The following is a 20,975-nucleotide window of genomic DNA, read 5'->3' as shown; positions in this document are numbered from 1 at the left end:
TCAGCACCGGGCGGTCGTCGTACCCGGTCTGGCGGCGGTCACTCGAAGCGGGAAGGGTCCCCGGCTCCGACGCGGATGACCTCGGGCGTGTCGCCCGACCAGTCGATGACAGTGGTCGGCTGGGCCGAGACCTCACCGGCCTCGATCACGACGTCGACCACGTGGTCGAGCTCTTCCTTGATCTCCCAGCCCTGAGTGCGTGGCTCGTCCTCGCCGGGCAGGATCAACGTGCTGGTCAGCAGCGGCTCACCGAGGGCGTCGAGCAGGGAGCCGACCAACGGAGAGGTCGGGATACGCACGCCCACCGTGCGCTTCTTCGGATGCATCAGCCGCCGCGGCACCTCGCCGGTGGCCGGCAGGATGAAGGTGTAGGGCCCCGGCGTCGCGGCCTTGATCGCGCGGAACGCGGTGTTGTTGACGTGCACGAACTGGCCCAGCTGTGCGAAATCGCGGCACATGAGCGTGAAGTGGTGCTTGTCGTCGAGCTCGCGAATCTTCAGGATGCGGTCGCGGCCGTCGCGATTGCCGAGCGCACAACCCAGGGCGTAGCCGGAATCGGTCGGGTAGGCGATCAGCGCGTCGTCGCGCAGCTGCTCGACGACCTGGTCGATGAGCCGCTGCTGCGGGTTCTCCGGATGGATGTCGAGATAGCGCGCCATCGGCCGACTACTTCCCGGCGCTCTGCGCGGCCCGCATGTCGCGACGCAGCTCGGGAGGAAGCGCGAAGATCAGCGACTCCTCCGCGGTGTGCACCGCCTGGGCGTCGGGGTAGCCGCGCTCGGTCAGGAAGTCGAGAACACCCTCGACGAGGTCCTCCGGCACCGAGGCACCCGAGGTGACGCTGACCTTCGCGACGCCATCGAGCCAGGCCTCGTCGATCTCGGAGGCGTCGTCGACGCGGTAGGACGCCTTCGCCCCCGCTTCGAGTGCCACCTCGACCAGCCGCACGGAGTTGGAGGAGTTGCCGGAGCCGACCACGATCACCAGGTCGGCGTCGGCGGCGATCTCCTTGACCGCCAGCTGGCGGTTCTGGGTGGCGTAGCAGATGTCGTCGCTCGGCGGGTCGAGCAACTCGGGGAAGCGCTCACGGATCGCCGCGACCGTCTCGAGCGTCTCGTCGACCGACAGGGTGGTCTGGGAGAGCCACGAGACCCGGCTCGGGTCACGCACCTCGATGTTCTTGACGTCGTCGGGCCCCTGCACCAGCTGGATGTGGTCGGGCGCCTCGCCGGCGGTGCCCTCGACCTCTTCGTGGCCCTCATGGCCGATCAGCAGGATGTCGTAGTCCTCGGCCGCGAAGCGCTTGGCCTCGTGGTGCACCTTGGTGACCAGGGGGCAGGTGGCGTCGATCGTCTTCAGGCTGCGGACCTCGGCCTGGCGGTGCACCTCGGGTGAGACCCCGTGGGCGGAGAACACGACGGTCGCTCCCTCGGGGACCTCGTGGAGCTCTTCGACGAAGATCGCGCCACGGCTCTCGAGGTTCGACACGACGTGCTTGTTGTGCACGATCTGCTTGCGCACGTAGACCGGCGCCCCGTAGAGGTCGAGCGCCTTCTCGACGGTGATCACCGCCCGGTCGACACCGGCGCAGTAGCCGCGGGGAGCGGCCAGTCGAACCGCGCGATCGGCTTCGTCGGGACTGAGGACGGCAGGGGTGCCGAGGTCGGTGCTCATGGGCCAGAGTCTAGTGGCAGGGGTGCGAGGGAGCCGAGTCCGGCGGAGCCCTCGGACTCGCGAGCGCGCTGCACTGTGGAGAGCCGACGGGATCCTGTCGGCGCCCTCCCCTAGGCTCGCGGTCATGGCAATGGAGACCTCACTCGAAGCACCGGCACCGGTCCGGCAGATCGCGAACGCGATCGCCGGCTGGGTCGATCGGCTCGGTGTGGTCTGGGTCGAGGGTCAGATCGCGCAGCTGAGTCGCCGTCCGGGCCTCAACACCGTGTTCATGACCCTGCGTGACACGCACGCCGACATCTCCATCTCCGTGACCTGCCCGCGCACCCTGTTCGACGGGCTCAACCCGCCCGTGGTCGAGGGGGCGAGTGTCGTGATCCAGGCCAAGCCGTCCTTCTACGCCGTGCGGGGCACCCTCTCCCTCCAGGCCCGTGAGATCCGCATGGTGGGGCTGGGTGAGCTGCTGGCTCGCATCGAGCGGCGCCGACAGCTCCTCGCGGCCGAGGGCCTGTTCAGCCTGGAGCTCAAGCGGAGGCTGCCGTTCCTGCCGCACACCGTCGGTCTGGTCACCTCCCCCGGCTCCGACGCGGAACGCGACGTCATCGAGAACGCCCGACGCCGCTGGCCCTCGGTGCAGGTGAAGGTCGCCGCGGCCCGCATGCAGGGACAGAACAGTCCCCTCGAGGTCACTGCCGCCCTGCAGAGGCTCGACGCCGATCCCGAGGTCGAGGTGATCGTGATCGCCCGGGGCGGCGGCTCGGTCGAGGATCTCCTCCCCTTCTCCGACGAGGGACTGGTCCGGGCCGTGCACCAGGCCCGGACGCCGGTCGTCTCCGCAATCGGGCACGAGGCCGACCAGCCGCTGCTCGACCTGGTGGCCGACCTGCGGGCCTCGACTCCCACCGACGCCGCTCGACGCGTCGTGCCCGACATGGCCGAGGAGTCCCAGCGCATCGCCCAGGCCCGCCAGCGGATCCGTGCCTCGATGCGGGGCTGGCTCGACCGGGAGCAGTCCGGCTTGACCGCGATCCGCAGCCGGCCCGCGATGGCCGACCCCCGCAACCTGCTCGACGATCGCGCCGACGAGGTCGACCAGCTGCGGGAACGCGCGCGACGCAGCGTGCGTCACCGACTCGACCGGGCCGAGGACGAGATCACCCACCATGCCGCCCGGGCGACGGCCCTGTCCCCGTTGGCCACCCTGCGTCGTGGGTACGCCGTGCTCCAGGGAGCAGACGGGCACGTGCTGACCTCGGTCGACGGAGTCGACCCCGGGGACTCGGTCTCCGTGCGCGTCGCCGACGGCAGGATCCACGCCACCACCACCAGCATCGAGACCACGACTCCCGTGGTCGACGTCGACACCGAGGAAGCAGATGCCTGAGCAGACCACAGACGAAGAGCTGTCCTACGAGAGCGCCCGCGAAGAGCTGATCACCGTGGTGCAGCGGCTCGAGGCGGGCGGCACCTCACTCGAGGAGTCCCTGGCCCTGTGGGAGCGCGGCGAGAAGCTCGCGCGCACCTGCCAGGGGTGGCTCGACGGCGCACGCAAGCGGCTCGACGCCGCGGTGGAGTCGACCGAGCCCGAGTGACCGGGAGCGGGCCGATCAGCCCCGGTCGGCGTCCGCGTCCGTCAGCCTCCGGCTCACCAGCGAGTCGGCCACCTGCTCGATCGTGTCGTGGTCGGCCGAGCCGAACACGATCACCACACTGTCGTCGTACTCCGCGGTGAGAGCGTAGTCGCCGTCGCCATCGCTCCACGACTGCCAGCTCGTCGCGACCGGACTCCTCAGAGTCACCCTGTCACCCTTGACGGCCTCCTCGTCGACGTACTCGTCGAGGAAGTCCTCGACCGGAGCCGCTCCCTGGTAGACCCCGATGAACTCGTCGTCCTCGGTGAGGATGTCGAGTGACCATCCCGAGCCCAGCGCACCTTCGACGTCGACCGCCCTGGCGCCCTCGGGAAGCGTCGGAGGATAGGCCAGCCTGAAGTCGAGGTTGCCCTGCAGACCCTGCACGGAGGGCAGGTAGTCGATCGCCTCGCGCTCGACGTCGAGGTCGTCCCGGTTCGCCGCTCGGATGAGGACGAACACCAGGATGACCCCGACGGTGACGATCATCGCGCCGACCATTCCGATGCTGCTCCCCGAGTAGTGGCTGCCACCGCGGCGCTGCTGCTGCTGGCTCAACGGACAACGCCCCCGGCGGTCGTCGTACGACGATGGGAGCGCGGGGCGGCAAGGTGGGTCGCGGTCTGCACGGGACTCCTGGTCTGCGGTGTCGAACGTTGGCCACAAACGCTAGCGCCTGCCGACCCGAGGACCGCTGGCGCCCGCATACCGGGTGCCGACCGTGTGATCTCGTGCACCCGAGACCTTGATCCGAGCACTCCCTGAGACACCCTTGTTCAACCCAATGGTTGACAAGCAGTCCGGGCGAGCCTACGGTCTATTCAACCAATCAGTTGAAGAAGGTTCTCATGACCGATCGACTCTCCCGGGTCTTCGCCGCCCTGGCCGACCCGACCCGGCGTGACATGGTCGCCCGACTCACTGAGGCGGACTCGACGGTCAACGACCTGGCCGCGCCGTACGACGTCAGCCTGCAGGCCATCTCCAAGCACCTCAAGGTGCTCGAGGACGCCGGCCTCGTCAGCCGAAGCAGGGAGGCCCAGCGCCGACCGGTCCACCTGGAAGCCGAGGTGTTCGACCTGATGACGAAATGGATCGAGCGACACCGACAACGCGCCGAGGAGCGGTTCAGCCGCCTCGACGACGTGGTGGCCCAGATGAACGAGGACGGCACAACAGCACCCGCCACCCGCACACCCCAGGAAGGAACAGCATCGTGACCACCACCCAGAACCCGGACGCGCGCTACACCGAAGCGGCCATCGAGGCCGACAAGGACGTCCCCGCCGTGCACATCTGGCGCGACTTCACCGCCACCCCCGCGCAGCTCATGAGGGCACACACCGACCCCGACCTGTTCGCGAAGTGGGTCGGCCCCGACTCACTCACCACCCGCATCGACCAGTGGGACTGCCGCACCCTCGGCGCCTACCGCTACGTCGCCTCGCGGGACGGCGAGGAGTTCGCCTTCCGCGGCACGTTCCCGTTCGTGGGCGAGGCCAAGATCGTCCAGACCTTCACCTGGGAGGGCATGCCCGAGGCGATCGCCCTGGAGACGGTGACGTTCGAGGACCTCGGCGACGGGCGCACCCGCCTGCACGCGTTCTCGCTGTGCGACTCGTTCGAGAGCCGCGACGGCATGCTGTCCAGCGGGATGGACGTCGGCATCCACGAGGGCTACGCCAAGCTCGACGCGCTCCTGGCAGCAGGTGTGGCCTGAGATGGCGCTGCCCGAGTCACCGACCGAGCGCCACCGCGTGGTCGCGGCCACCTTCGGGGAGTGGTCGCCGCGACCGCCGAAGCTTCTGCCGTCGACCAGCTGACGGGCTTCGTCGGACGCGACCCGGAATGGACTCCTCCGACTGACTGATCCGACCGACCGACAGGGGCGCCACCGAGGGTCGATCGACCACGGCTCCGCGGCCGCATCCTCTGAATTCAGCCGCAGATGCGGCATCTGGTGGCGCTCATCCCCGCACATGCGGAATACTCGGCGCGTGAGCACCTACCGAATCTCGGAAGCGGCCGACGTGCTCGGTGTCAGCGACGACACCGTGCGGCGTTGGATCGACAGCGGACGCCTGCCGCGCACTACCGAGGCGAACCGCACCGTCATTCTCGGCACCGAGCTCGCCGCGCTCGCCACCGAGCTGGCCGACCGGCCCGACCAGGACGACCCCCGCAGCGCCAGCGTGAGCGCACGGAACCGACTGGCCGGCATCGTCACCAAGGTCGTCAAGGACACCGTGATGGCCCAGGTCGAGATGATCTGCGGGCCCTACCGCATGGTCAGCCTGATGAGCAGTGAGGCAGCCGCCGAGCTCGGCCTCGAACCGGGAGTGCGCGCGGTCGCGTCGGTGAAGTCCACGAACGTCGTGATCGAGAGGATCTGATCCATGTCCCGGTCCTTGGTGACGCGCGTCGTGCCGCTGGCCCTTGTCCTCCTGCTTCCGCTCTCGGGCTGCTCGGACGACGAGACGGAGCTCCACGTGCAGGCCGCTGCGTCGTTGACCGGCACGTTCCAGGCCCTGGAGAAGGAGTTCGAGGCCGACCACGAGGGGGTCGACGTCAAGCTCTCGTTCGGCTCGAGCACGACCCTGGCCGAGCAGGCCAACGACGGGGCACCCGGCGACATCCTGGCCACGGCCGACCAGCAGTCGATGGACCTGGCCGTCGACGGCGGGTCTGTTGCCGGGGAGCCGGCCGAGTTCGCCACCAACGCCCTGGTCCTGGTCGTGCCCGCCGACAACCCGGGCAGGATCACCGGCTTCGACGACTTCGCCGACACCGACTGGGTGCGCTGCGACGACGACGTCCCCTGCGGCCGTCTTGCGGTGTCGCTGCTCGACGCGAACGGGGTCACCGCCAACCCGGTGAGCCGGGAGCTCGACGTGAAGGCTGTCCTGGCCAAGGTCACCTCGGGCGAGGCCGACGCCGGCTTCGTCTACGCCACCGACGCGGTCGCGGCCGGCGACGAGGTCAAGGTCTTCGACGTCCCCGGCGCACAGGACCAGCTGAACCCCTACTTCATCGCCGCGCTCAAGCAGGCCGGCGACGACGACCTCGCCCAGGACTGGCTCGACCTGGTCAACTCCGACAAGGGCCGCACGATCCTGACCGACGCCGGTTTCGGTCAGCCGTGAGCGACACTCTCGGCAGGCCACCCGCGCGGCTGCTGATCCCGGCTGCGTTGGGCACGCTGCTCCTGGTCCTGCCGCTGGTCGCGCTGGTGCTGACCGCCCCGTGGTCGCTGCTGGGCGAGCAGCTCGCCTCCGAGGCGCTGCGTGAGGCCATGTGGCTCTCTGTGCTCACCGCCACCGTCGCGACCGCGATCTGCCTGGCGCTCGGGCTGCCCCTCGCCTGGCTCCTGGCCCGCGTCGACTTCCCGGGGCGCCGCATCCTGCGCACGCTGGTGATCGTGCCGTTGGTGCTCCCACCCGTCGTGGCAGGAGTCGCCCTGGTCAGCGCCTTCGGGCGAACCGGCGTGATCGGGGAGCCGCTCCGTGAGGCCACCGGCTGGAGCCTGCCCTACACGACCGCGGGTGTGATCGCCGCACACGTGTTCGTCTCGCTCCCGTTCGTGGTGATCAGCATCGAGGGGGCCCTACGCTCCGCGCACAAGGAGTACGACGCCGCGGCCGCCACCCTCGGCGCCACTCGTTGGCACGCGTTCCGCACGGTCACAGTGCCACTGGCTCTGCCCGGAATCATGGCCGGTGGCGTGCTGGCGTGGGCCCGGTCGTTGGGCGAGTTCGGAGCCACGATCACTTTCGCCGGCAACTACCCCGGCACCACCCAGACCATGCCGACGCTCATCTACCTGTCGATCAACTCCGACCCGGAGGCCGCGAAGACCCTGAGCCTGGTCCTGCTGGCGCTCTCCCTCGCCGTTCTCGTCGTCCTCCGCGACCGCTGGCTGGTGACGCCATGAGCGCACTCTCCATCTCCGTCGAGGTGCCCGACCGGGTCTCCGCCGCGTTCACCGCCGAGCGTGGCGACGTGATCGCTGTGATCGGCCCGAACGGCGCCGGGAAGTCCAGCCTGGTCAAGGCGATCGCAGGTCTGGTCGCCTGCTCCGGCAGCGTCCGCCTCGACGACCGCGACCTGCTCCGGTTGCCCGTGCGCGACCGGTCGATCGGGATGGTCTTCCAGGACCAGCTCCTCTTTCCTCATCTCGATGCCCGCCACAACGTCGCCTACGGTCCCCGGGCCCGCGGCGTACGCCGTGCAGAGGCATTGCGGAGCGCCGACCACTGGCTGCAGCGTCTGCGGGTCGGCGACCTCGCCGCCCGTCGACCGGGAGAGCTGTCCGGAGGCCAGGCCCAGCGGGTGGCGATCGCCAGGGCGTTGGCCACCGACCCGGACCTGCTGCTGCTCGACGAGCCGATGACCGGACTGGACGTCGGGGTCGCGACGTCGCTGAGGATCGAGCTCGCCCGGCACCTCGCCGAGTTCGGCGGCATCTCCCTGCTGGTCACCCACGACGCACTCGACGCGCTCACCGTCGCCACCCGGGTGCTGGTGCTGGACGAGGGCCGGGTGGCGCAGTACGGCACCCCGGACGACGTCACCCAGCGGCCGGTCACCGACCACGTGGCCCGGCTGGTGGGGCTCAACGTGCTCCGCGACGGCGACGAATTGCGCGCCTTCGACCCGTCCGCGGTCACGGTCGACCTGGTCGCACCGAGTGGATCGGCCCGCAACCGATGGCCCGGAACCGTCGCCGTGGTCACTCCGCACGGCGCCGCCCTGAGACTCGTCGTACACGTCCATGACGGGCCCGACCTGCTCGCCGACGTCACGCCGGCAGCCGCCACCGAGCTCGGACTCTCCGTGGGGCGAGACGTCTGGGTGTCCGTCAAACAGACATCGGTACGGTCCTACACCGCGCCCGCGAACTGAGCAGATAACATTCGCCCCATGCCTACGCGCCCCCCTGAGTTCCGTGTCTCCCCCGAGTCCCCCGACCGCAACCTCGCCTTGGAACTCGTCCGGGTCACGGAGGCCGCCGCGATGGCAGCCGGCCGCTGGGTCGGACGAGGTGACAAGAACGGCGCCGACGGCGTGGCCGTCAACGCGATGCGCGTGATGATCTCGAGCATCGGCATGAAGGGCACCGTCGTCATCGGTGAGGGCGAGAAGGACAACGCGCCCATGCTCTACAACGGGGAAGAGGTCGGCGACGGCAGCGGCCCCGAGTGTGACGTCGCGGTCGACCCGATCGACGGCACCACCCTGACCGCCAAGGGCATGACCAACGCCGTCTCCGTGCTGGCCGTGGCCCCGCGCGGCACGATGTACGACCCGTCGGCGGTGTTCTACATGGACAAGCTGGTCACCGGGCCCGAGGCGGCCGACGTCGTCGACATCCGTCTGCCCGCTGCCGAGAACATCAACCTGGTCGCCAAGGCCAAGGGGTCCAGCCCCGAAGACGTCACGGTGGTCATCCTCGACCGCCCGCGCCACCAGGACCTCGTCGAGGAGATCCGCGGAACCGGCGCCCGCATCAAGTTCATCAGCGACGGCGACGTCGCCGGCGCGATCATGGCCGCCCGCCCCGACACCGGCATCGACCTTCTGATGGGTGTGGGTGGCACCCCGGAGGGCATCATCACGGCCTGCGCGATGAAGTGCATCGGTGGCACGATCCAAGGTCGCCTCTGGCCCACCGACGACGCCGAGCGCCAGCGTGCCGTCGACGCCGGCCTCGACCTCGACGCGATCCTCACCACCGACGAGCTGGTCACCGGTGACGACTGCTTCTTCGTGGCCACCGGGATCACCGACGGTGAGCTGCTCAAGGGTGTGCGCTACCGGGCCGGCGGAGCCACGACCCACTCCCTCGTCATGCGCTCGCGCAGCGGCACGATCCGCAACATCACCAGCGAGCACCGGCTGCGCAAGCTCAAGGCCTACAGCGCCATCGACTTCGACTGATCGCGGGTCGAGCCGCAGGGATCCGTCGGCGTACGACGGCCCTCGAGCGGCGCTGTTGTCGCCGGTGCGGTGTTGCACCGCGTGTTGATCGACCGTGACCCCGGTTTCACGCAGCGAGGGCGGGGTCAGGCGGTGGCACCGGCGGAGGCCGTCGCCGCTCGACGGGTACGGCGTTGCGCGGCCAGCTCGGCGACCACGTGGTCGGTGACCCGGGGATCGATGGCCATGCCGAGGTGGCTGGCGTGCACCTCAATCGGCCGCGAGAGCGGGTCGACGCACGAGGCCGGGTCGACCAGGCCGTCACCGGCCGACCAGATGCAGGTGAAGTCGACACCGTGCGGGATCGGCTGACGCGACTCCTCCCAGGCAGAGCGTGCACAGTCGCCACTCACGCAGGACTCGTTCATCAGCCCGGGAACGCCCATCCGGCTCAGCCGCACGAGCAGGTCGGCGGCCGAGAGCAGCAGGGGGTGCGACGTGCCCGGCGCCATCATCGGGCTGCCCATCGTGATGATGCCCGAGATCAGGTCGGGGCGACGGACGGCCAGGCCGCGGGCGATCATGCCGCCCAGCGAGTGCCCCACGATCCGCACCCTGCTCTCCCGCTTCGTGGCGATCGCCTCGATGCGCCGCTCGAGCTGGGCCGCGTTGGTCATCAGGCACGACACATTGGTGCTGATGTGCGAGCGATAGGTGCGATACCCGTGCCGTCGCAGGGTGTGCGCCATCAAGCGCAGGGTGTAGTCGCCGGCCAGGAAGCCGGGCACCAGCAGCACCGGCTCGACGGACCGCTGTGGCGACCGGCTGACATACGGTGTGCCGAACAGCTCGCGCTTGTCGGCCATCGAACGCACCACCGCCCGGCCGGCCTCGGGCCAGAACGTGAGCTCCCGGCCCAGGCTCAGGATCCCCGGTTGCTGATATCCCTCGGGGGCGAGGAAGTCTGCGAGTGCGTTCGCCATGGCGCCACCGTAGGGCCGATCGGGACGGAATCCGGGCAATTGTCCGCATCCCCAAGTGATCGTGTTGGATGGTCTGCATGACCAACACGCCCGTGTCCAAGGAGCTGTTCGCGCCCGTGAGTGGCGGCGTCGAGCTGTGCTACCAGACCTTCGGCGCCCCCTCCGCCGACCCACTGCTCCTCGTGATGGGGCTCGGCGGGCCGATGATCTGGTGGGACGAGGCGTTCTGCGCGATGCTTGCGGACAAGGGCTTCTACGTGGTCCGCTACGACAACCGGGACACCGGGAAGTCCTCACGCCAGCACGGCAGGGTCCGGCGCCCCGACCTCGTCCGCGCGTTCCTGACCGGCCGCGGCAACGCCCCGTACTCGCTCTCCGACATGGCCGACGACGGCATCGGCCTGCTCGACCACCTCGGCATCGACTCGGCCCACCTCGCCGGCATCTCGATGGGCGGAATGATCGTGCAGACCATGGCGCTGGAGCATCCGGCACGGGTGCGGTCCCTGACCTCGATCATGTCGACGACCGGCAAGCGCAGTGTCGGCTGGCAGGACCCCAAGCTGCTCCCCCGGCTGCTCGCCGGGAGGCAGGACGAGCGCGATGCCTACGTGAAGACGGCGGTGGCGTTCGCCCGCTTGATCGGCTCGCCCGGCTATCCGGAGCCCACCGAGCGGGCCACCAAGCGTTCCGAGGACACCTTTGACCGTGGGCTCAACGGCGCCGGCGTGCTGCGCCACATGATGGCTGTCCTGACCCAGCCGAATCGCTCGGCCGCCCTGCGTGCACTGACGATTCCCGCTCAGGTGATCCACGGGCTGAGCGACCGGATGGTGCACGTGTCGGGCGGTCGCGCGACCTCCGCCGCCATTCCCGGATCGGAGCTCCTCCTGGTCGACGGCATGGGCCACGACCTGCCGCCCGAGATCTGGGAGTCGGTGACCGACGCCATCCGTCGGACGGCGGACCGTCCGGGGGCGACTGCCTGACCTGTCGCCGGTCCGGACTCGCTTGCCAAATCGAGCCAACAGCGCGAGTGTGATCTAGACCACGACAGGGAGGCACTCGTGAAGCAACCCTCAATCCGCCCGGGGCGGACGCGCCGCAGCATCGCGGCGCTCGCGTCACTGGCTTGCACAGCAGGTCTTCTCACGTCCTGCTCGGCCTTCGGAGACGACTCCGGCCCTCCGACGTTGAACTGGTACGTCAACCCCGATGGTGTGGAGACCCTGACCAAGCTCGCCAAACAGTGCAGCACCGATGACTACGACATCGAGATCCAGCTCCTTCCGTCCGGCGCGACCGACCAGCGCACCCAGCTCGCGCGCCGACTCGCCGCGAAGGACTCCTCGACCGATCTGATGAGCCTCGACCCCGTCTTCGTGGCCGAGTTCGCCAACGCGGGGTGGCTCGAGAAGCTCCCCGACGAGGCGGCGACCACGGCGGTCGACGAGGACGTCCTGACCGGTGCCGCCGAGACCGTCAAGTGGGACGACGCGGTCTACGCGTTCCCGCAGTGGGCCAACACGCAGGTGCTCTGGTACCGCAAGTCGTTGGCCGAGAAGGCTGGGCTCGACATGACCAAGCCGGTGACCTGGAGCCAGATCATCGAGGCCGCCGAGAAGGCCGGTGGCACGGTCGGCGTCCAGGCCAACAAGTACGAGGCGTACGTCGTGTGGATCAACGCCCTCATCCAGGGCGCCGGAGGCGACATCATCTCCGACAACGAGGCCGGCAAGGACGCCAAGATCGACATCGACTCAGATGCCGGCAAGAAGGCCGCCGAGGTGATCAAGCAGCTGGCCGACTCCGATGCCAAGCAGCCCGACCTGTCGACCTCCAACGAAGGCACCAGCCTGGGCGCGATGTTCCCGGCGGAGGGACCCGGCGAGTTCATGACGAACTGGACCTTCGTCTACAAGAACTACGAGGGCGTGGTCGGCGCCCCCGGCGGCCCGGCCGACAAGGCGGCGTTCGGCGACCTCGGCTACGCGCGCTACCCGCAGACCGTGGCCGGTGAGGACTCCAAGCCGCCGATCGGCGGCATCGACATCGGCGTGGGCGCCTACTCCGAGCACCCCGACTTCGCGATGGCGGCGGCGGAGTGCGTGACCAACACCCAGGCCCAGGTGGCACTGGCCGTGGAGTCCGGCCTGATGCCGGCCCGTGGCTCGGCGTACGAGGACCCAGCCCTCACCAAGGCGTATCCGGCGGATCTGCTCAAGCTCTTCCGCGAGAGCGTCGACACCGGCGGGCCCCGGCCCAAGAGTGCGTACTACGCGACCATCTCCGCTGCGATCCAGAGCGAGTGGCACTCCCCCTTCGACGTCGATCCCGACTCGACCCCGGGTGACTCGGCCGACTTCCTCTCCGACGTCCTCAACGGAAAGGCACTCCTGTGAGCACGGCAACCGTCGAGAGACCGGCCCGGGGCAAGGGCAAGGTGCGGGCCAGCGACCGGGCCCGGGCAGAGAACAGCCTCGGGCAGAAGCTGGTGGCTCCGGCCATCTTCGTGATGCTGCTGGTGACCGCGTTCCCCATGCTGCGCGCGATCTACCTCTCGGTCTTCAACTACACCCTCACCGCACCCGATGATCGCGAGTTCGTCGGGCTGGGCAACTACATCACCGCCCTGACCGACCCGCTCTTCTGGCGCGACACCGGGGTGACCGTCCTCTACATGCTGGTCACGGTCTCCGTCGAGCTCGTGATCGGCTTCGTCTTCGCGATGGTGATGCACCGGGTGATCTTCGCCCGCGGAGTCATCCGCACCTCGATCCTGATCCCCTACGGCATCATCACCGTGGTCTCGGGCTTCGCATGGCAGTTCGCGTTCAGCTACCAGAACGGCTTCGTCAACGGCTGGCTGCCGGGCATCAGCGAACAGTTCAACTGGTTCGGGGAGACGACGCCGGCGGTGATAGCGATCATGGTCTCCGAGATCTGGAAGACCACACCGTTCATGTCGCTCCTGCTGCTGGCCGGGCTCGCCCAGGTCTCGGAGGACATGATCGAGGCCGCCAAGGTGGACGGTGCCTCCTGGACCCAACGACTGTTCAAGGTGATCCTGCCCAACATGCAGGCAGCCATCATGGTCGCCGTTCTCTTCCGGGCCCTGGATGCCTACCGAATCTTCGACAACATCTTCGTGATGACCAACGGCGCATCCGGGACGGAGTCGATCTCGTTCCTCACCTATCGGCAGACCATCGAGCAGTTCCAGCTCGGCATGGGTTCGGCACTCTCCGTGCTGCTCTTCCTCTCCGTGCTTCTGATCGCGTGGTTGATCGTCAAGCTGTTCCGCGTCGACCTTGCCGCGGCACGACAGGAGGGCTGAGAGATGTTGCGCAGACTGGGCACCGCCGTCGGTTGCCTCCTGATCCTGGTGTGGTGCCTGTTGCCGGTGGCCTGGATCATCTCCCTGTCGTTCAAGACGCAGGAGTCGATCACCGTCGGCAACCCCGGGTTCCTGCCCTCCGAGGGAACCAACGCGGGTTGGCAGAACTACATCGACGTGTGGGACAACGAGCAGTTCCGCCGAGCGATCCTGAACTCGGTCGGCATCGCGCTGATCGCCACGGTGGCCTCCGTCATCCTTGGCACGCTGGCCGCCTACGCCATCGCCCGGCTGGAGTTCCGGGGCAAGAAGTTCGTGCTCACCACGGCACTGGCGATCGCGATGTTCCCGGTGGTCTCGCTGGTCGGGCCGCTGTTCGACATGTGGCGCACCCTCGGTCTCTACGACACCTGGCCAGGGCTGATCATCCCCTACATGAGCTTCACGTTGCCGTTGGCGATCTGGACCCTGACCGCGTTCTTCCGGGAGATCCCGTGGGAGCTCGAGCAGGCCGCCCAGGTCGACGGCGCCACCTCATGGCAGGCGTTCCGCAAGATCATCGTCCCGCTCGCGGCGCCCGGGGTGTTCACCGCGGCGATCCTGACGTTCTTCTTCGCGTGGAACGACTTCGTCTTCGGGATCTCGCTGACCTCCACCGAGAATGCCCGACCGATCCCAGCGGCGCTGTCGTTCTTCGTCGGCGCCGACCCGTTCAACCGGCCGGCATCCCTGCTCGCCGCCGGGGCCGTGATTGCCACGATCCCGATCATCGTCATCGTCCTGGTGTTCCAGCGCAAGATCGTCGCCGGTCTGACCTCCGGCGCAGTGAAGGGTTAGGGAGAACCTCATGGCCAAGATCCAGATGAAGAACATCGTCAAGAAGTACGGCGACGGGTTCCCGGCCGTCAACGACGTGAGCATCGACGTGGCCGACGGGGAGTTCGTGATCCTCGTCGGGCCGTCGGGCTGCGGCAAGTCGACGTTGCTGCGCATGATCGTCGGGCTGGAGGACATCTCATCGGGCGACATGGTGATCGGCGACCGCCGCGTCAACGACCTCGCTCCCAAGGAGCGCAACCTGGCAATGGTGTTCCAGAACTATGCGCTCTACCCCCACTTGACCGTCTACGAGAACATCGCCTTCCCGCTCCGCCTGGCCAAGGCACCGGCGAACGAGATCGACGAGAAGGTGCGGGCGGCGTCCAAGACGCTCGAGCTGGACGAGCACCTGGACCGCAAGCCGGGCAACCTGTCCGGTGGTCAGCGCCAGCGCGTCGCCATGGGTCGTGCCATCGTCCGCGAGGCCGACGCGTTCCTCTTCGACGAGCCGCTCTCGAACCTCGACGCCAAGCTTCGTGGCCAGATGCGCACCGAGATCTCACGACTCCAGAAGCGTCTGGGGATCACCACGGTCTACGTCACGCACGACCAGACCGAGGCGATGACGCTCGGCGACCGGGTCGCCGTACTCAAGCGGGGCATCCTGCAGCAGCTCGCCACGCCGCGCGAGCTCTACACCCAGCCGAACAACCTGTTCGTGGCCGGCTTCATCGGCTCTCCGCCGATGAACTTCCTGCCCGCCACGGTCGAGGGCAACACGATCTCGCTGCCGTTCGGCAAGGTGAACCTGCCGGCGGACAAGGCGGCGAAGGCGCAAGGCAAGGGGCTGCTCATCGCCGGCATCAGGCCCGAGCACTTCGAGGACGCCTCGGTGGCCGCCAACGCCGACGAGGGCTCCACGTTCAGTGCCAAGGTCGACGTGGTTGAGTGGCTCGGCAACGAGGCCTACGCCTACATCCCGTTCGAGGCGCCGCCCGAGGTCCAGGAGCAGCTGACCCAGTTGGAGAAGGACCTGGACGGCGAGTCGATGCGCACCCAGCTCGTCGTGTCGCTCGACGGTGCCTCCATGGTGGCCGCCGGTGACGACGCCAGGATCTGGGTCGACGCCTCGAAGATCCACCTGTTCGACCCCGCAACGGGTGAGAACCTCACCCTGGACCGGCCTGTCCAGCCCAACGAGCAGGCCGACGACACGGCCGGCCCTGCCGAGCGTGGACCGGGCGACGAGCCGGAGACCACGCGGGTGCGTGAGGGCAACTGACGTATTCGTCGTCGCTGGGCGGGTGGCTGTTGTGAGAGCCACCCGCCCACTGGCATGTCAGCCGCGCCGCAGCAGGTAGGTGTCCATCACCCAGCCGGAGGCCGACTTCGCGCGAGCGCGGGCGGCCTCGATCTCGGGGAGCACGTCGGTCAGCGGGCCCGCGACCAACGCCTGGTCGGGGGTGCCCAGGTTCGCGCCCCACCAGATCCGCCAACCGGACGGGTCGACCAGGGTGCGGCAGGCCAGTCCCCCGTCGAGCATGACCACGAGGTTCTCGTGCCCTTGTGCCACGGCCTCGGCGAGGCGGCGTCCGGTGGTGACCAGGATCGGTTGGCCGACCTCGTGCAGCACGATGCGGTGGGCCGCCGCGAGCACCTGCAGGCTGGAGATGCCCGGCAGCACGTCGTGGTCGAACCTCACGTTGCCTCGAGCCAGGATGCGCTCGACGATGCGGATCGTGGAGTCGTAGAACGCGGGGTCTCCCCAGACCAGGAACGCCGCGTCGCCGTCGCGCTCGAGCAGCACCCGTTCGTACGCCGCGGCGCGGGCGTCGTGCCAGTCGGCCACCGCACCGGTGTAGTCGGTCGGGTCGTCGCGGTCACGCGGTGGGTCGGGCACCGCCACCAGCTCCGGGTTGCCGTGCCGGCGGCAGATCTCACGACGTGACTCGAGCAGCGGGTCGTCGGCGGACTTCGCCGCCGCGATGACGAAGTCGACGCCCTCCAAGGCCGCGGCGCCTTCCAGGGTGAGCTGGTCGGGGTGGCCCGAGCCGATGCCGATCAGCCGGACGCGACGGGTCATCCCCGGTCCTCGAGGTCACCCTCGAGATCGAGGTAGACCTGCTGCATCGCGGCGATCACCTCGGGGTCCGGCTCCTCCCACAAGTCACGCTCGGCCGCCTCGTGGAGCCGCTCGATGATGCCGCGCAGCGCCCAGGGGTTGGCGTCCTTCATGAACTCCTGGTTGGTCTCGTCGAGCACGTACTCGCGTGCCAGCGCGTCGTACATCCAGTCGTGGACGACACCGGCCGTGGCGTCGAAGCCGAACAGGTAGTCGACGGTGGCGGCCAGCTCGAACGCACCCTTGTAGCCGTGACGCTGCATCGCCCCGATCCATCGCGGGTTGACCACCCGGGCCCGGAAGACGCGCGCGGTCTCCTCGGCCAGCGAGCGGGTGCGGACCGCGTCGGGCGTGGTCGAGTCGCCGACGTAGGCCCGCGGCGTGTTGCCGGTGAGTGCGCGGACCGTCGCGATCATGCCACCGTGGTACTGGAAGTAGTCGTCGGAGTCGGCGATGTCGTGCTCGCGGGTGTCGATGTTCTTGGCGGCCACGTTGATGCGGCGGTAGTTGGCCCGCATGGCGTCGCTGGCGGCCACCCCGTCGAGGTCGCGCCCGTAGGCGAACCCGCCCCACTGGGTGTAGACCTCGGCGAGGTCCTTGTCGTCGCGCCAGTTGCCCGACTCGATCACCTGCAGGATGCCGGCGCCGTACGCGCCCGGCCGCGAGCCGAAGATGCGCGTCGTGGAACGGCGCACGTCGCCGTGCTCTGCCAGGTCGGCCTGGGCGTGGGCCCGCACGAAGTTCTGCTCCAGGGGCTCGTCCAGCTCGGCGGCCATGCGGATCGCGTCGTCCATCATCGCGATCACGTGCGGGAACGCGTCACGGAAGAAACCGGAGATGCGCACCGTCACGTCGATCCGGGGGCGGCCGAGCTCTTCCAGCGGGATCACGCTCAGTCCGTTGACGCGTCGTGAGGCGGCGTCCCACTCGGGGCGGATGCCGACCAGGGCCAGCACCTCGGCGATGTCGTCGCCGGAGGTGCGCATCGCACTGGTGCCCCAGATCGAGAGGCCCACCGACTTGGGGTGGGCGCCGGTCTCGGTGAGGTAGCGCTGAACCAGGGACTCGGCCATCGAGACGCCGGTCTCCCAGGCCAGGCGTGAGGGCACCGCACGGGGGTCGACGGTGTAGAAGTTGCGCCCGGTCGGGAGCACGTTGACCAGCCCACGCAGGGGCGAGCCACTCGGGCCGGCCGGGATGAACCCGCCGTCGAGTGCGTGCAGCACGGCATCGAGCTCGTCGGTGGTCTTCGCCAGACGGGGCACCACCTGGGTGGCGGCGAAGTCGAGGATGGCGGCCACCTCCGGCGCGGGGTCGGTCTCGAGAGTGCCGAGCACCCGGGGCACGGCGGCCGGGTCCCAGGCGGCATCCTCCATGCCCTGGACGAGTGCCTTGGCGCGTGACTCGACGGCGTCGACCTCGGCGGTCGTCGGCTCGCTCGGTGGTCGGGTAGAGCCCGAGGAACGAGGGGTCGCCTGCGCGTTCGGTGGTCGAGTAGAGCCCGAGGAACGAGGGGTCGTATCGAGACCCAACCCGAGGGCGTGGCGCAGGCCGGGCAGGGATGCCTGGGTGCCGCCCCAGATCTGGCTGGCCCGCAGGATTGCCAGCACCAGGTTGACCCGGGCCTCCCCCTCGGGAGCCTGGCCGAGGATGTGCAGACCGTCGCGGATCTGGGCGTCCTTGACCTCACACAGCCAGCCGTCGACGTGCATGATGAAGTCGTCGAACTCCTCGTCACCCGGCTGTGACTCGAGACCGAGATCCTTGTGCATCTGCGCCGACTGCATCAGCGTCCAGATCTGGGCCCGGATCATCGGCAGCTTGGGCGGGTCCATCGCGGCGATGTTGGCGTACTCGTCGAGGAGCTGCTCGAGCTTGGCGATGTCGCCGTACGACTCGGCGCGCGCCATCGGCGGGATCAGGTGGTCGACGATCGTGGCGTGGGCGCGGCGCTTGGCCTGCGCACCCTCGCCCGGGTCATTGATGAGGAACGGGTAGATCAGCGGGAGGTTGCCGATCACCGCATCGGTGGCGCAGGTTGCGGCGAGAGCGGCGTTCTTGCCGGGCAGCCACTCCATCGAGCCGTGCTTGCCGAGGTGCACGACGGCGTGGGCCTGGAAGCTCTTCTCGACCCACCGGTACGCCGCCAGGTAGTGGTGACTGGGGGCCAGCTCGGGGTCGTGGTAGATCGCCACCGGGTTCTCACCGAACCCCCGCGGCGGCTGGATCATCAGCACGACGTTGCCGGCGCGCAGGGTGGCCAGCACGATCTCCTGCTGCTCGTTGACGAAGAGGGTGCCGGGGGCGTCTCCCCAGGCTTCGACGATCTCGTCCTTGAGCTCCTTCGGGAGATCAGCGGTCCACTTCTCGTAGTCCTGCTTGGGGATTCTCACGTGGCTCTCGTCGAGCTGGGCCGAGGTGAGCCATTCCTCGTCCTGCCCGCCGGCGGCGATCAGGGCATGGATCAGGGCGTTGCCTGCGGCGGTGTCGTCCTCGTACTCCAGGAACTGGGTGATCTCGCCATCGGCAGGGCCGAGGTCGTAGCCGGCGTCGCGCAGCTTGCGGAGCAACCGGATCGCGGAGACCGGGGTGTCGAGGCCGACCGCGTTGCCGATGCGGCTGTGCTTGGTCGGGTACGCCGACAGCATCAGTGCGAGCCGTCGGTCCTGGGGCGCGATGTGCCGCAGACGTGCATGGTTGACAGCGATTCCGGCCACCCGCGCACAACGCTCCTCGTCGGCCACGTAGTGCGGCAGACCGTCCTCGTCGATCTCCTTGAACGAGAACGGGGCGGTGATGATGCGTCCGTCGAACTCGGGGATCGCGATCTGGTTGGCCGAGTCGAGCGGCGTGACGCCGTCGTCGCTCGCCTCCCACTCGGCACGGCTGCTGGTGAGGCAGAGCCCTTGCAGGACAGGGATGTCGAGCGCCTTCATCCGCTCCACGTCCCACGCCTCGTCGTCCTCGCCGGCGCTCGCGGTGCCTGGCTTGGTGCCGCCCGCGGCGAGCACCGTCACGATCACGGCGTCGAGCGAGCCGAGTGCTTCGTACAGCTCGTCGGGTGCCGCACGCAGCGAGCTGGAGAAGATCGGCAGACCGACCGCCTCGCCGGTGGCGTCGACCGCGTCGGCCAACGCGTGGGCGAAGGCGTTGTTGCCGCTGGCCTCGTGGGCGCGGTAGTAGAGCACGCCGACCCGCGCTGTGCCCGGTTCGCCCGCTGGGCGTTCCGACCAGCCCCACTCAGGAACGACGTGCGGCGGCTCGAAGCCCTCACCGGTGAGCAGCACCGTGTCGGAGAGAAACGCGTGCAGGTTCGCCAGGTTGGCCGGCCCGCCCTGGGCCAGGTAGGCGTGTGCCTCGGCCGCCGTACCGACCGGGACGGTGGAGTGGCTCATCAGCTCGGCGTCCGGGGTCTGCTCGCCACCGAGCACCACCACGGGAACGCCGGCGGCCAGCACGGTGTCGAGGCCGTCCTGCCAGGACCGCGCGCTGCCGAGGATGCGTACGACGACCAGGTCGACGCCGTCGAGCACGCCTGCCAGGTCATCGGCGACGTCGAGGCGTGCCGGATTGCCCAGCACGAAGTCGGGGCCGGCTGCGCGAGCGGAGAGCAGGTCGGTGTCGGAGGTGGAGAGCAGGGCGATGCGGGTCATGACTTCTCCTGAGTGTTGAGATCGACGCTGCGTCGGGGCAGGCGGTGCGCCTCGACCGGTCGGTGGTTGACGAGATGGTCGTGGGCGATGGTGCGGGCGACGTCCGGGGCGACGCCGCCGTACCAGACGTCATCGGGCTGCACCGAGACGACGGGCGCCCGGTTGCAGGGGAACTGACACCCGGTCTGGGTGATCAGCACGTCGTCGTCGCTCTGCTCGAGTCGCATGAGCTCGAGGGCGAACGCCTCGGCGGTCTTGTCGGAGCCGAGGGCCGTGCACCGCGGTCCGCGGCAGACGAAGACCTGGTGCCGATGACCCGGGACGGCCTCCCAGGCGGCCGAGCTCAACGGCGCCTCGGTGCCACTGATGGGCCGGGTGACGTCGAGCACCAGGTCCAGATCGAGGTCGTTGCGCATCATCGCCGTCGCCACTGCGACGACCGGCGGCTCACCCGGGTGCTCGCGCCACCAGTGTGAGGCGATCCGACGCAGCCACGAGGTGGCGGGGGCGAGCGTGCCGAGGCTGACCCCGACGAGCGTGATGTGCTCGACACCGGCGTCGGCGAGGCGGGTCAGCTCCCGGTGGAGCGACGGGTCGCCCATCTGCAGGAACGCCACCGTGCCCTCGTGGCGTGCGACGACCGCGGCCAGGCGCTGTCGGGCGTCGACCTCCCGCACGGACATGCCGACCAGGACCAGATGGGTCATGCGGAGTCCTCCTCGGTCGAGGCCCACGGGCCATCGCGGCGCACCGTGGGCGAGGGCCCCGCGGCGGGGCCGTTCCAGCGGACGTGCGGTCGCCGCCGCGTGGGGTGCGGCTCGACCGTGGTGTCGACGCCCC

The 20,975-nt window shown here is 69.1% G+C and carries 21 protein-coding genes; 14 read left to right on the top strand and 7 right to left on the bottom strand.

The features are described 5' to 3' along the window. Positions 1–38: 38 nt before the first annotated feature. Both NJ4_RS05930 and NJ4_RS05925 read right to left on the bottom strand, forming a co-directional pair. Positions 39–659, bottom strand: a complete 621-nt coding sequence (locus NJ4_RS05930; protein WP_067431652.1) for an L-threonylcarbamoyladenylate synthase — start codon at positions 657–659, stop codon at positions 39–41. A gap of 7 nt (positions 660–666) precedes the next feature. Beyond that, a complete protein-coding gene (locus NJ4_RS05925; protein ID WP_067431650.1) occupies positions 667–1,674 on the bottom strand; it encodes a 4-hydroxy-3-methylbut-2-enyl diphosphate reductase in 1,008 nt (335 codons plus the stop codon). A gap of 124 nt (positions 1,675–1,798) precedes the next feature. Between NJ4_RS05925 and xseA the strand changes: the two genes are divergently transcribed. Together xseA and NJ4_RS05915 are read left to right on the top strand one after the other, a co-directional pair. Further along, entirely contained in the window at positions 1,799–3,058 is a 1,260-nt protein-coding gene (gene xseA, locus NJ4_RS05920; RefSeq protein ID WP_067431648.1) for an exodeoxyribonuclease VII large subunit, read from the top strand. Beyond that, on the top strand, positions 3,051–3,266 hold the full coding sequence (locus tag NJ4_RS05915) for an exodeoxyribonuclease VII small subunit (RefSeq protein WP_067431646.1): 216 nt from the start codon (positions 3,051–3,053) through the stop codon (positions 3,264–3,266). The genes xseA and NJ4_RS05915 overlap by 8 nt, the downstream gene beginning before the upstream one ends. Positions 3,267–3,281: 15 nt before the next feature. Here the strand turns inward: NJ4_RS05915 and NJ4_RS05910 are convergent, their stop codons facing one another. Beyond that, positions 3,282–3,863 (bottom strand): DUF4245 family protein, encoded by a 582-nt coding sequence (locus tag NJ4_RS05910; RefSeq protein WP_157550805.1) that lies wholly within the window; start codon positions 3,861–3,863, stop codon positions 3,282–3,284. A gap of 290 nt (positions 3,864–4,153) precedes the next feature. On the opposite strand from NJ4_RS05910, the gene NJ4_RS05905 reads away from it, so the two are divergent. The 7 genes from NJ4_RS05905 (at position 4,154) to glpX (ending at position 9,242) form a co-directional block, all read left to right on the top strand. Further along, on the top strand, positions 4,154–4,525 hold the full coding sequence (locus NJ4_RS05905) for an ArsR/SmtB family transcription factor (RefSeq protein ID WP_067431642.1): 372 nt from the start codon (positions 4,154–4,156) through the stop codon (positions 4,523–4,525). Then, positions 4,522–5,025: an SRPBCC domain-containing protein gene (locus NJ4_RS05900; RefSeq protein WP_067431639.1), complete on the top strand. Its 504-nt coding sequence runs from the start codon at positions 4,522–4,524 to the stop codon at positions 5,023–5,025. Before NJ4_RS05905 ends, NJ4_RS05900 begins: the two co-directional genes overlap by 4 nt. 277 nt (positions 5,026–5,302) lie before the next feature. Then, a complete protein-coding gene (locus NJ4_RS05895; protein WP_245644479.1) occupies positions 5,303–5,698 on the top strand; it encodes a TOBE domain-containing protein in 396 nt (131 codons plus the stop codon). Between the two features lie 3 nt (positions 5,699–5,701). Beyond that, positions 5,702–6,448 carry a molybdate ABC transporter substrate-binding protein gene (gene modA / locus NJ4_RS05890; protein ID WP_067431633.1) on the top strand — a complete coding sequence of 249 codons (747 nt, stop codon included), beginning with the start codon at positions 5,702–5,704 and terminating at the stop codon, positions 6,446–6,448. Beyond that, a complete protein-coding gene (locus tag NJ4_RS05885) occupies positions 6,445–7,236 on the top strand; it encodes an ABC transporter permease (RefSeq protein ID WP_067431628.1) in 792 nt (263 codons plus the stop codon). The genes modA and NJ4_RS05885 overlap by 4 nt, the downstream gene beginning before the upstream one ends. Continuing rightward, the gene (locus tag NJ4_RS27140) at positions 7,233–8,207 is read left to right on the top strand and encodes an ABC transporter ATP-binding protein (RefSeq protein ID WP_067431625.1); all 975 of its coding nucleotides are present in this window, start codon (positions 7,233–7,235) and stop codon (positions 8,205–8,207) included. The genes NJ4_RS05885 and NJ4_RS27140 overlap by 4 nt, the downstream gene beginning before the upstream one ends. Positions 8,208–8,225: 18 nt before the next feature. Continuing rightward, positions 8,226–9,242, top strand: coding sequence for a class II fructose-bisphosphatase (gene glpX, locus NJ4_RS05875; protein WP_067431622.1), 1,017 nt, complete (start codon positions 8,226–8,228; stop codon positions 9,240–9,242). A 125-nt stretch (positions 9,243–9,367) separates the two neighbouring features. Here glpX and NJ4_RS05870 read toward each other — a convergent pair whose 3' ends face one another. Then, entirely contained in the window at positions 9,368–10,204 is an 837-nt protein-coding gene (locus NJ4_RS05870) for an esterase/lipase family protein (protein ID WP_067431620.1), read from the bottom strand. Between the two features lie 77 nt (positions 10,205–10,281). Between NJ4_RS05870 and NJ4_RS05865 the strand changes: the two genes are divergently transcribed. The 5 genes from NJ4_RS05865 to NJ4_RS05845 all read left to right on the top strand — a co-directional run bounded on the left by NJ4_RS05865 (position 10,282) and on the right by NJ4_RS05845 (position 15,642). Further along, entirely contained in the window at positions 10,282–11,193 is a 912-nt protein-coding gene (locus NJ4_RS05865; RefSeq protein WP_067431617.1) for an alpha/beta fold hydrolase, read from the top strand. A 78-nt stretch (positions 11,194–11,271) separates the two neighbouring features. After that, on the top strand, positions 11,272–12,606 hold the full coding sequence (locus NJ4_RS05860) for an extracellular solute-binding protein (protein WP_082748218.1): 1,335 nt from the start codon (positions 11,272–11,274) through the stop codon (positions 12,604–12,606). Next, complete coding sequence (locus NJ4_RS05855) at positions 12,603–13,541, top strand: carbohydrate ABC transporter permease (protein WP_067431611.1); 939 nt, start codon at positions 12,603–12,605, stop codon at positions 13,539–13,541. Before NJ4_RS05860 ends, NJ4_RS05855 begins: the two co-directional genes overlap by 4 nt. 3 nt (positions 13,542–13,544) lie before the next feature. Further along, positions 13,545–14,378, top strand: coding sequence for a carbohydrate ABC transporter permease (locus NJ4_RS05850; RefSeq protein WP_067431608.1), 834 nt, complete (start codon positions 13,545–13,547; stop codon positions 14,376–14,378). 10 nt (positions 14,379–14,388) lie between these two features. After that, positions 14,389–15,642 (top strand): ABC transporter ATP-binding protein, encoded by a 1,254-nt coding sequence (locus NJ4_RS05845; protein WP_082748217.1) that lies wholly within the window; start codon positions 14,389–14,391, stop codon positions 15,640–15,642. 57 nt (positions 15,643–15,699) lie between these two features. Here NJ4_RS05845 and cobF read toward each other — a convergent pair whose 3' ends face one another. The 3 genes from cobF to NJ4_RS05830 are packed head-to-tail and all read right to left on the bottom strand — an operon-like array spanning position 15,700 to position 20,842. Further along, positions 15,700–16,443, bottom strand: coding sequence for a precorrin-6A synthase (deacetylating) (cobF, locus tag NJ4_RS05840; RefSeq protein WP_067431605.1), 744 nt, complete (start codon positions 16,441–16,443; stop codon positions 15,700–15,702). Next, positions 16,440–20,135: a cobaltochelatase subunit CobN gene (gene cobN / locus NJ4_RS05835; RefSeq protein WP_067431602.1), complete on the bottom strand. Its 3,696-nt coding sequence runs from the start codon at positions 20,133–20,135 to the stop codon at positions 16,440–16,442. The genes cobF and cobN overlap by 4 nt, the downstream gene beginning before the upstream one ends. Further along, the gene (locus tag NJ4_RS05830) at positions 20,132–20,842 is read right to left on the bottom strand and encodes a (2Fe-2S) ferredoxin domain-containing protein (RefSeq protein ID WP_067431599.1); all 711 of its coding nucleotides are present in this window, start codon (positions 20,840–20,842) and stop codon (positions 20,132–20,134) included. Before NJ4_RS05830 ends, cobN begins: the two co-directional genes overlap by 4 nt. Positions 20,843–20,975 lie beyond the last annotated feature (133 nt).

The sequence above is a fragment of the Nocardioides jensenii JCM 1364 = NBRC 14755 genome (assembly GCF_001552535.1).
Classification (GTDB): Bacteria; Actinomycetota; Actinomycetes; order Propionibacteriales; family Nocardioidaceae; genus Nocardioides; species Nocardioides jensenii.
Note: the sequence above shows the minus strand (reverse complement) of the source record. Positions and strands in the feature narration are given on the sequence as shown.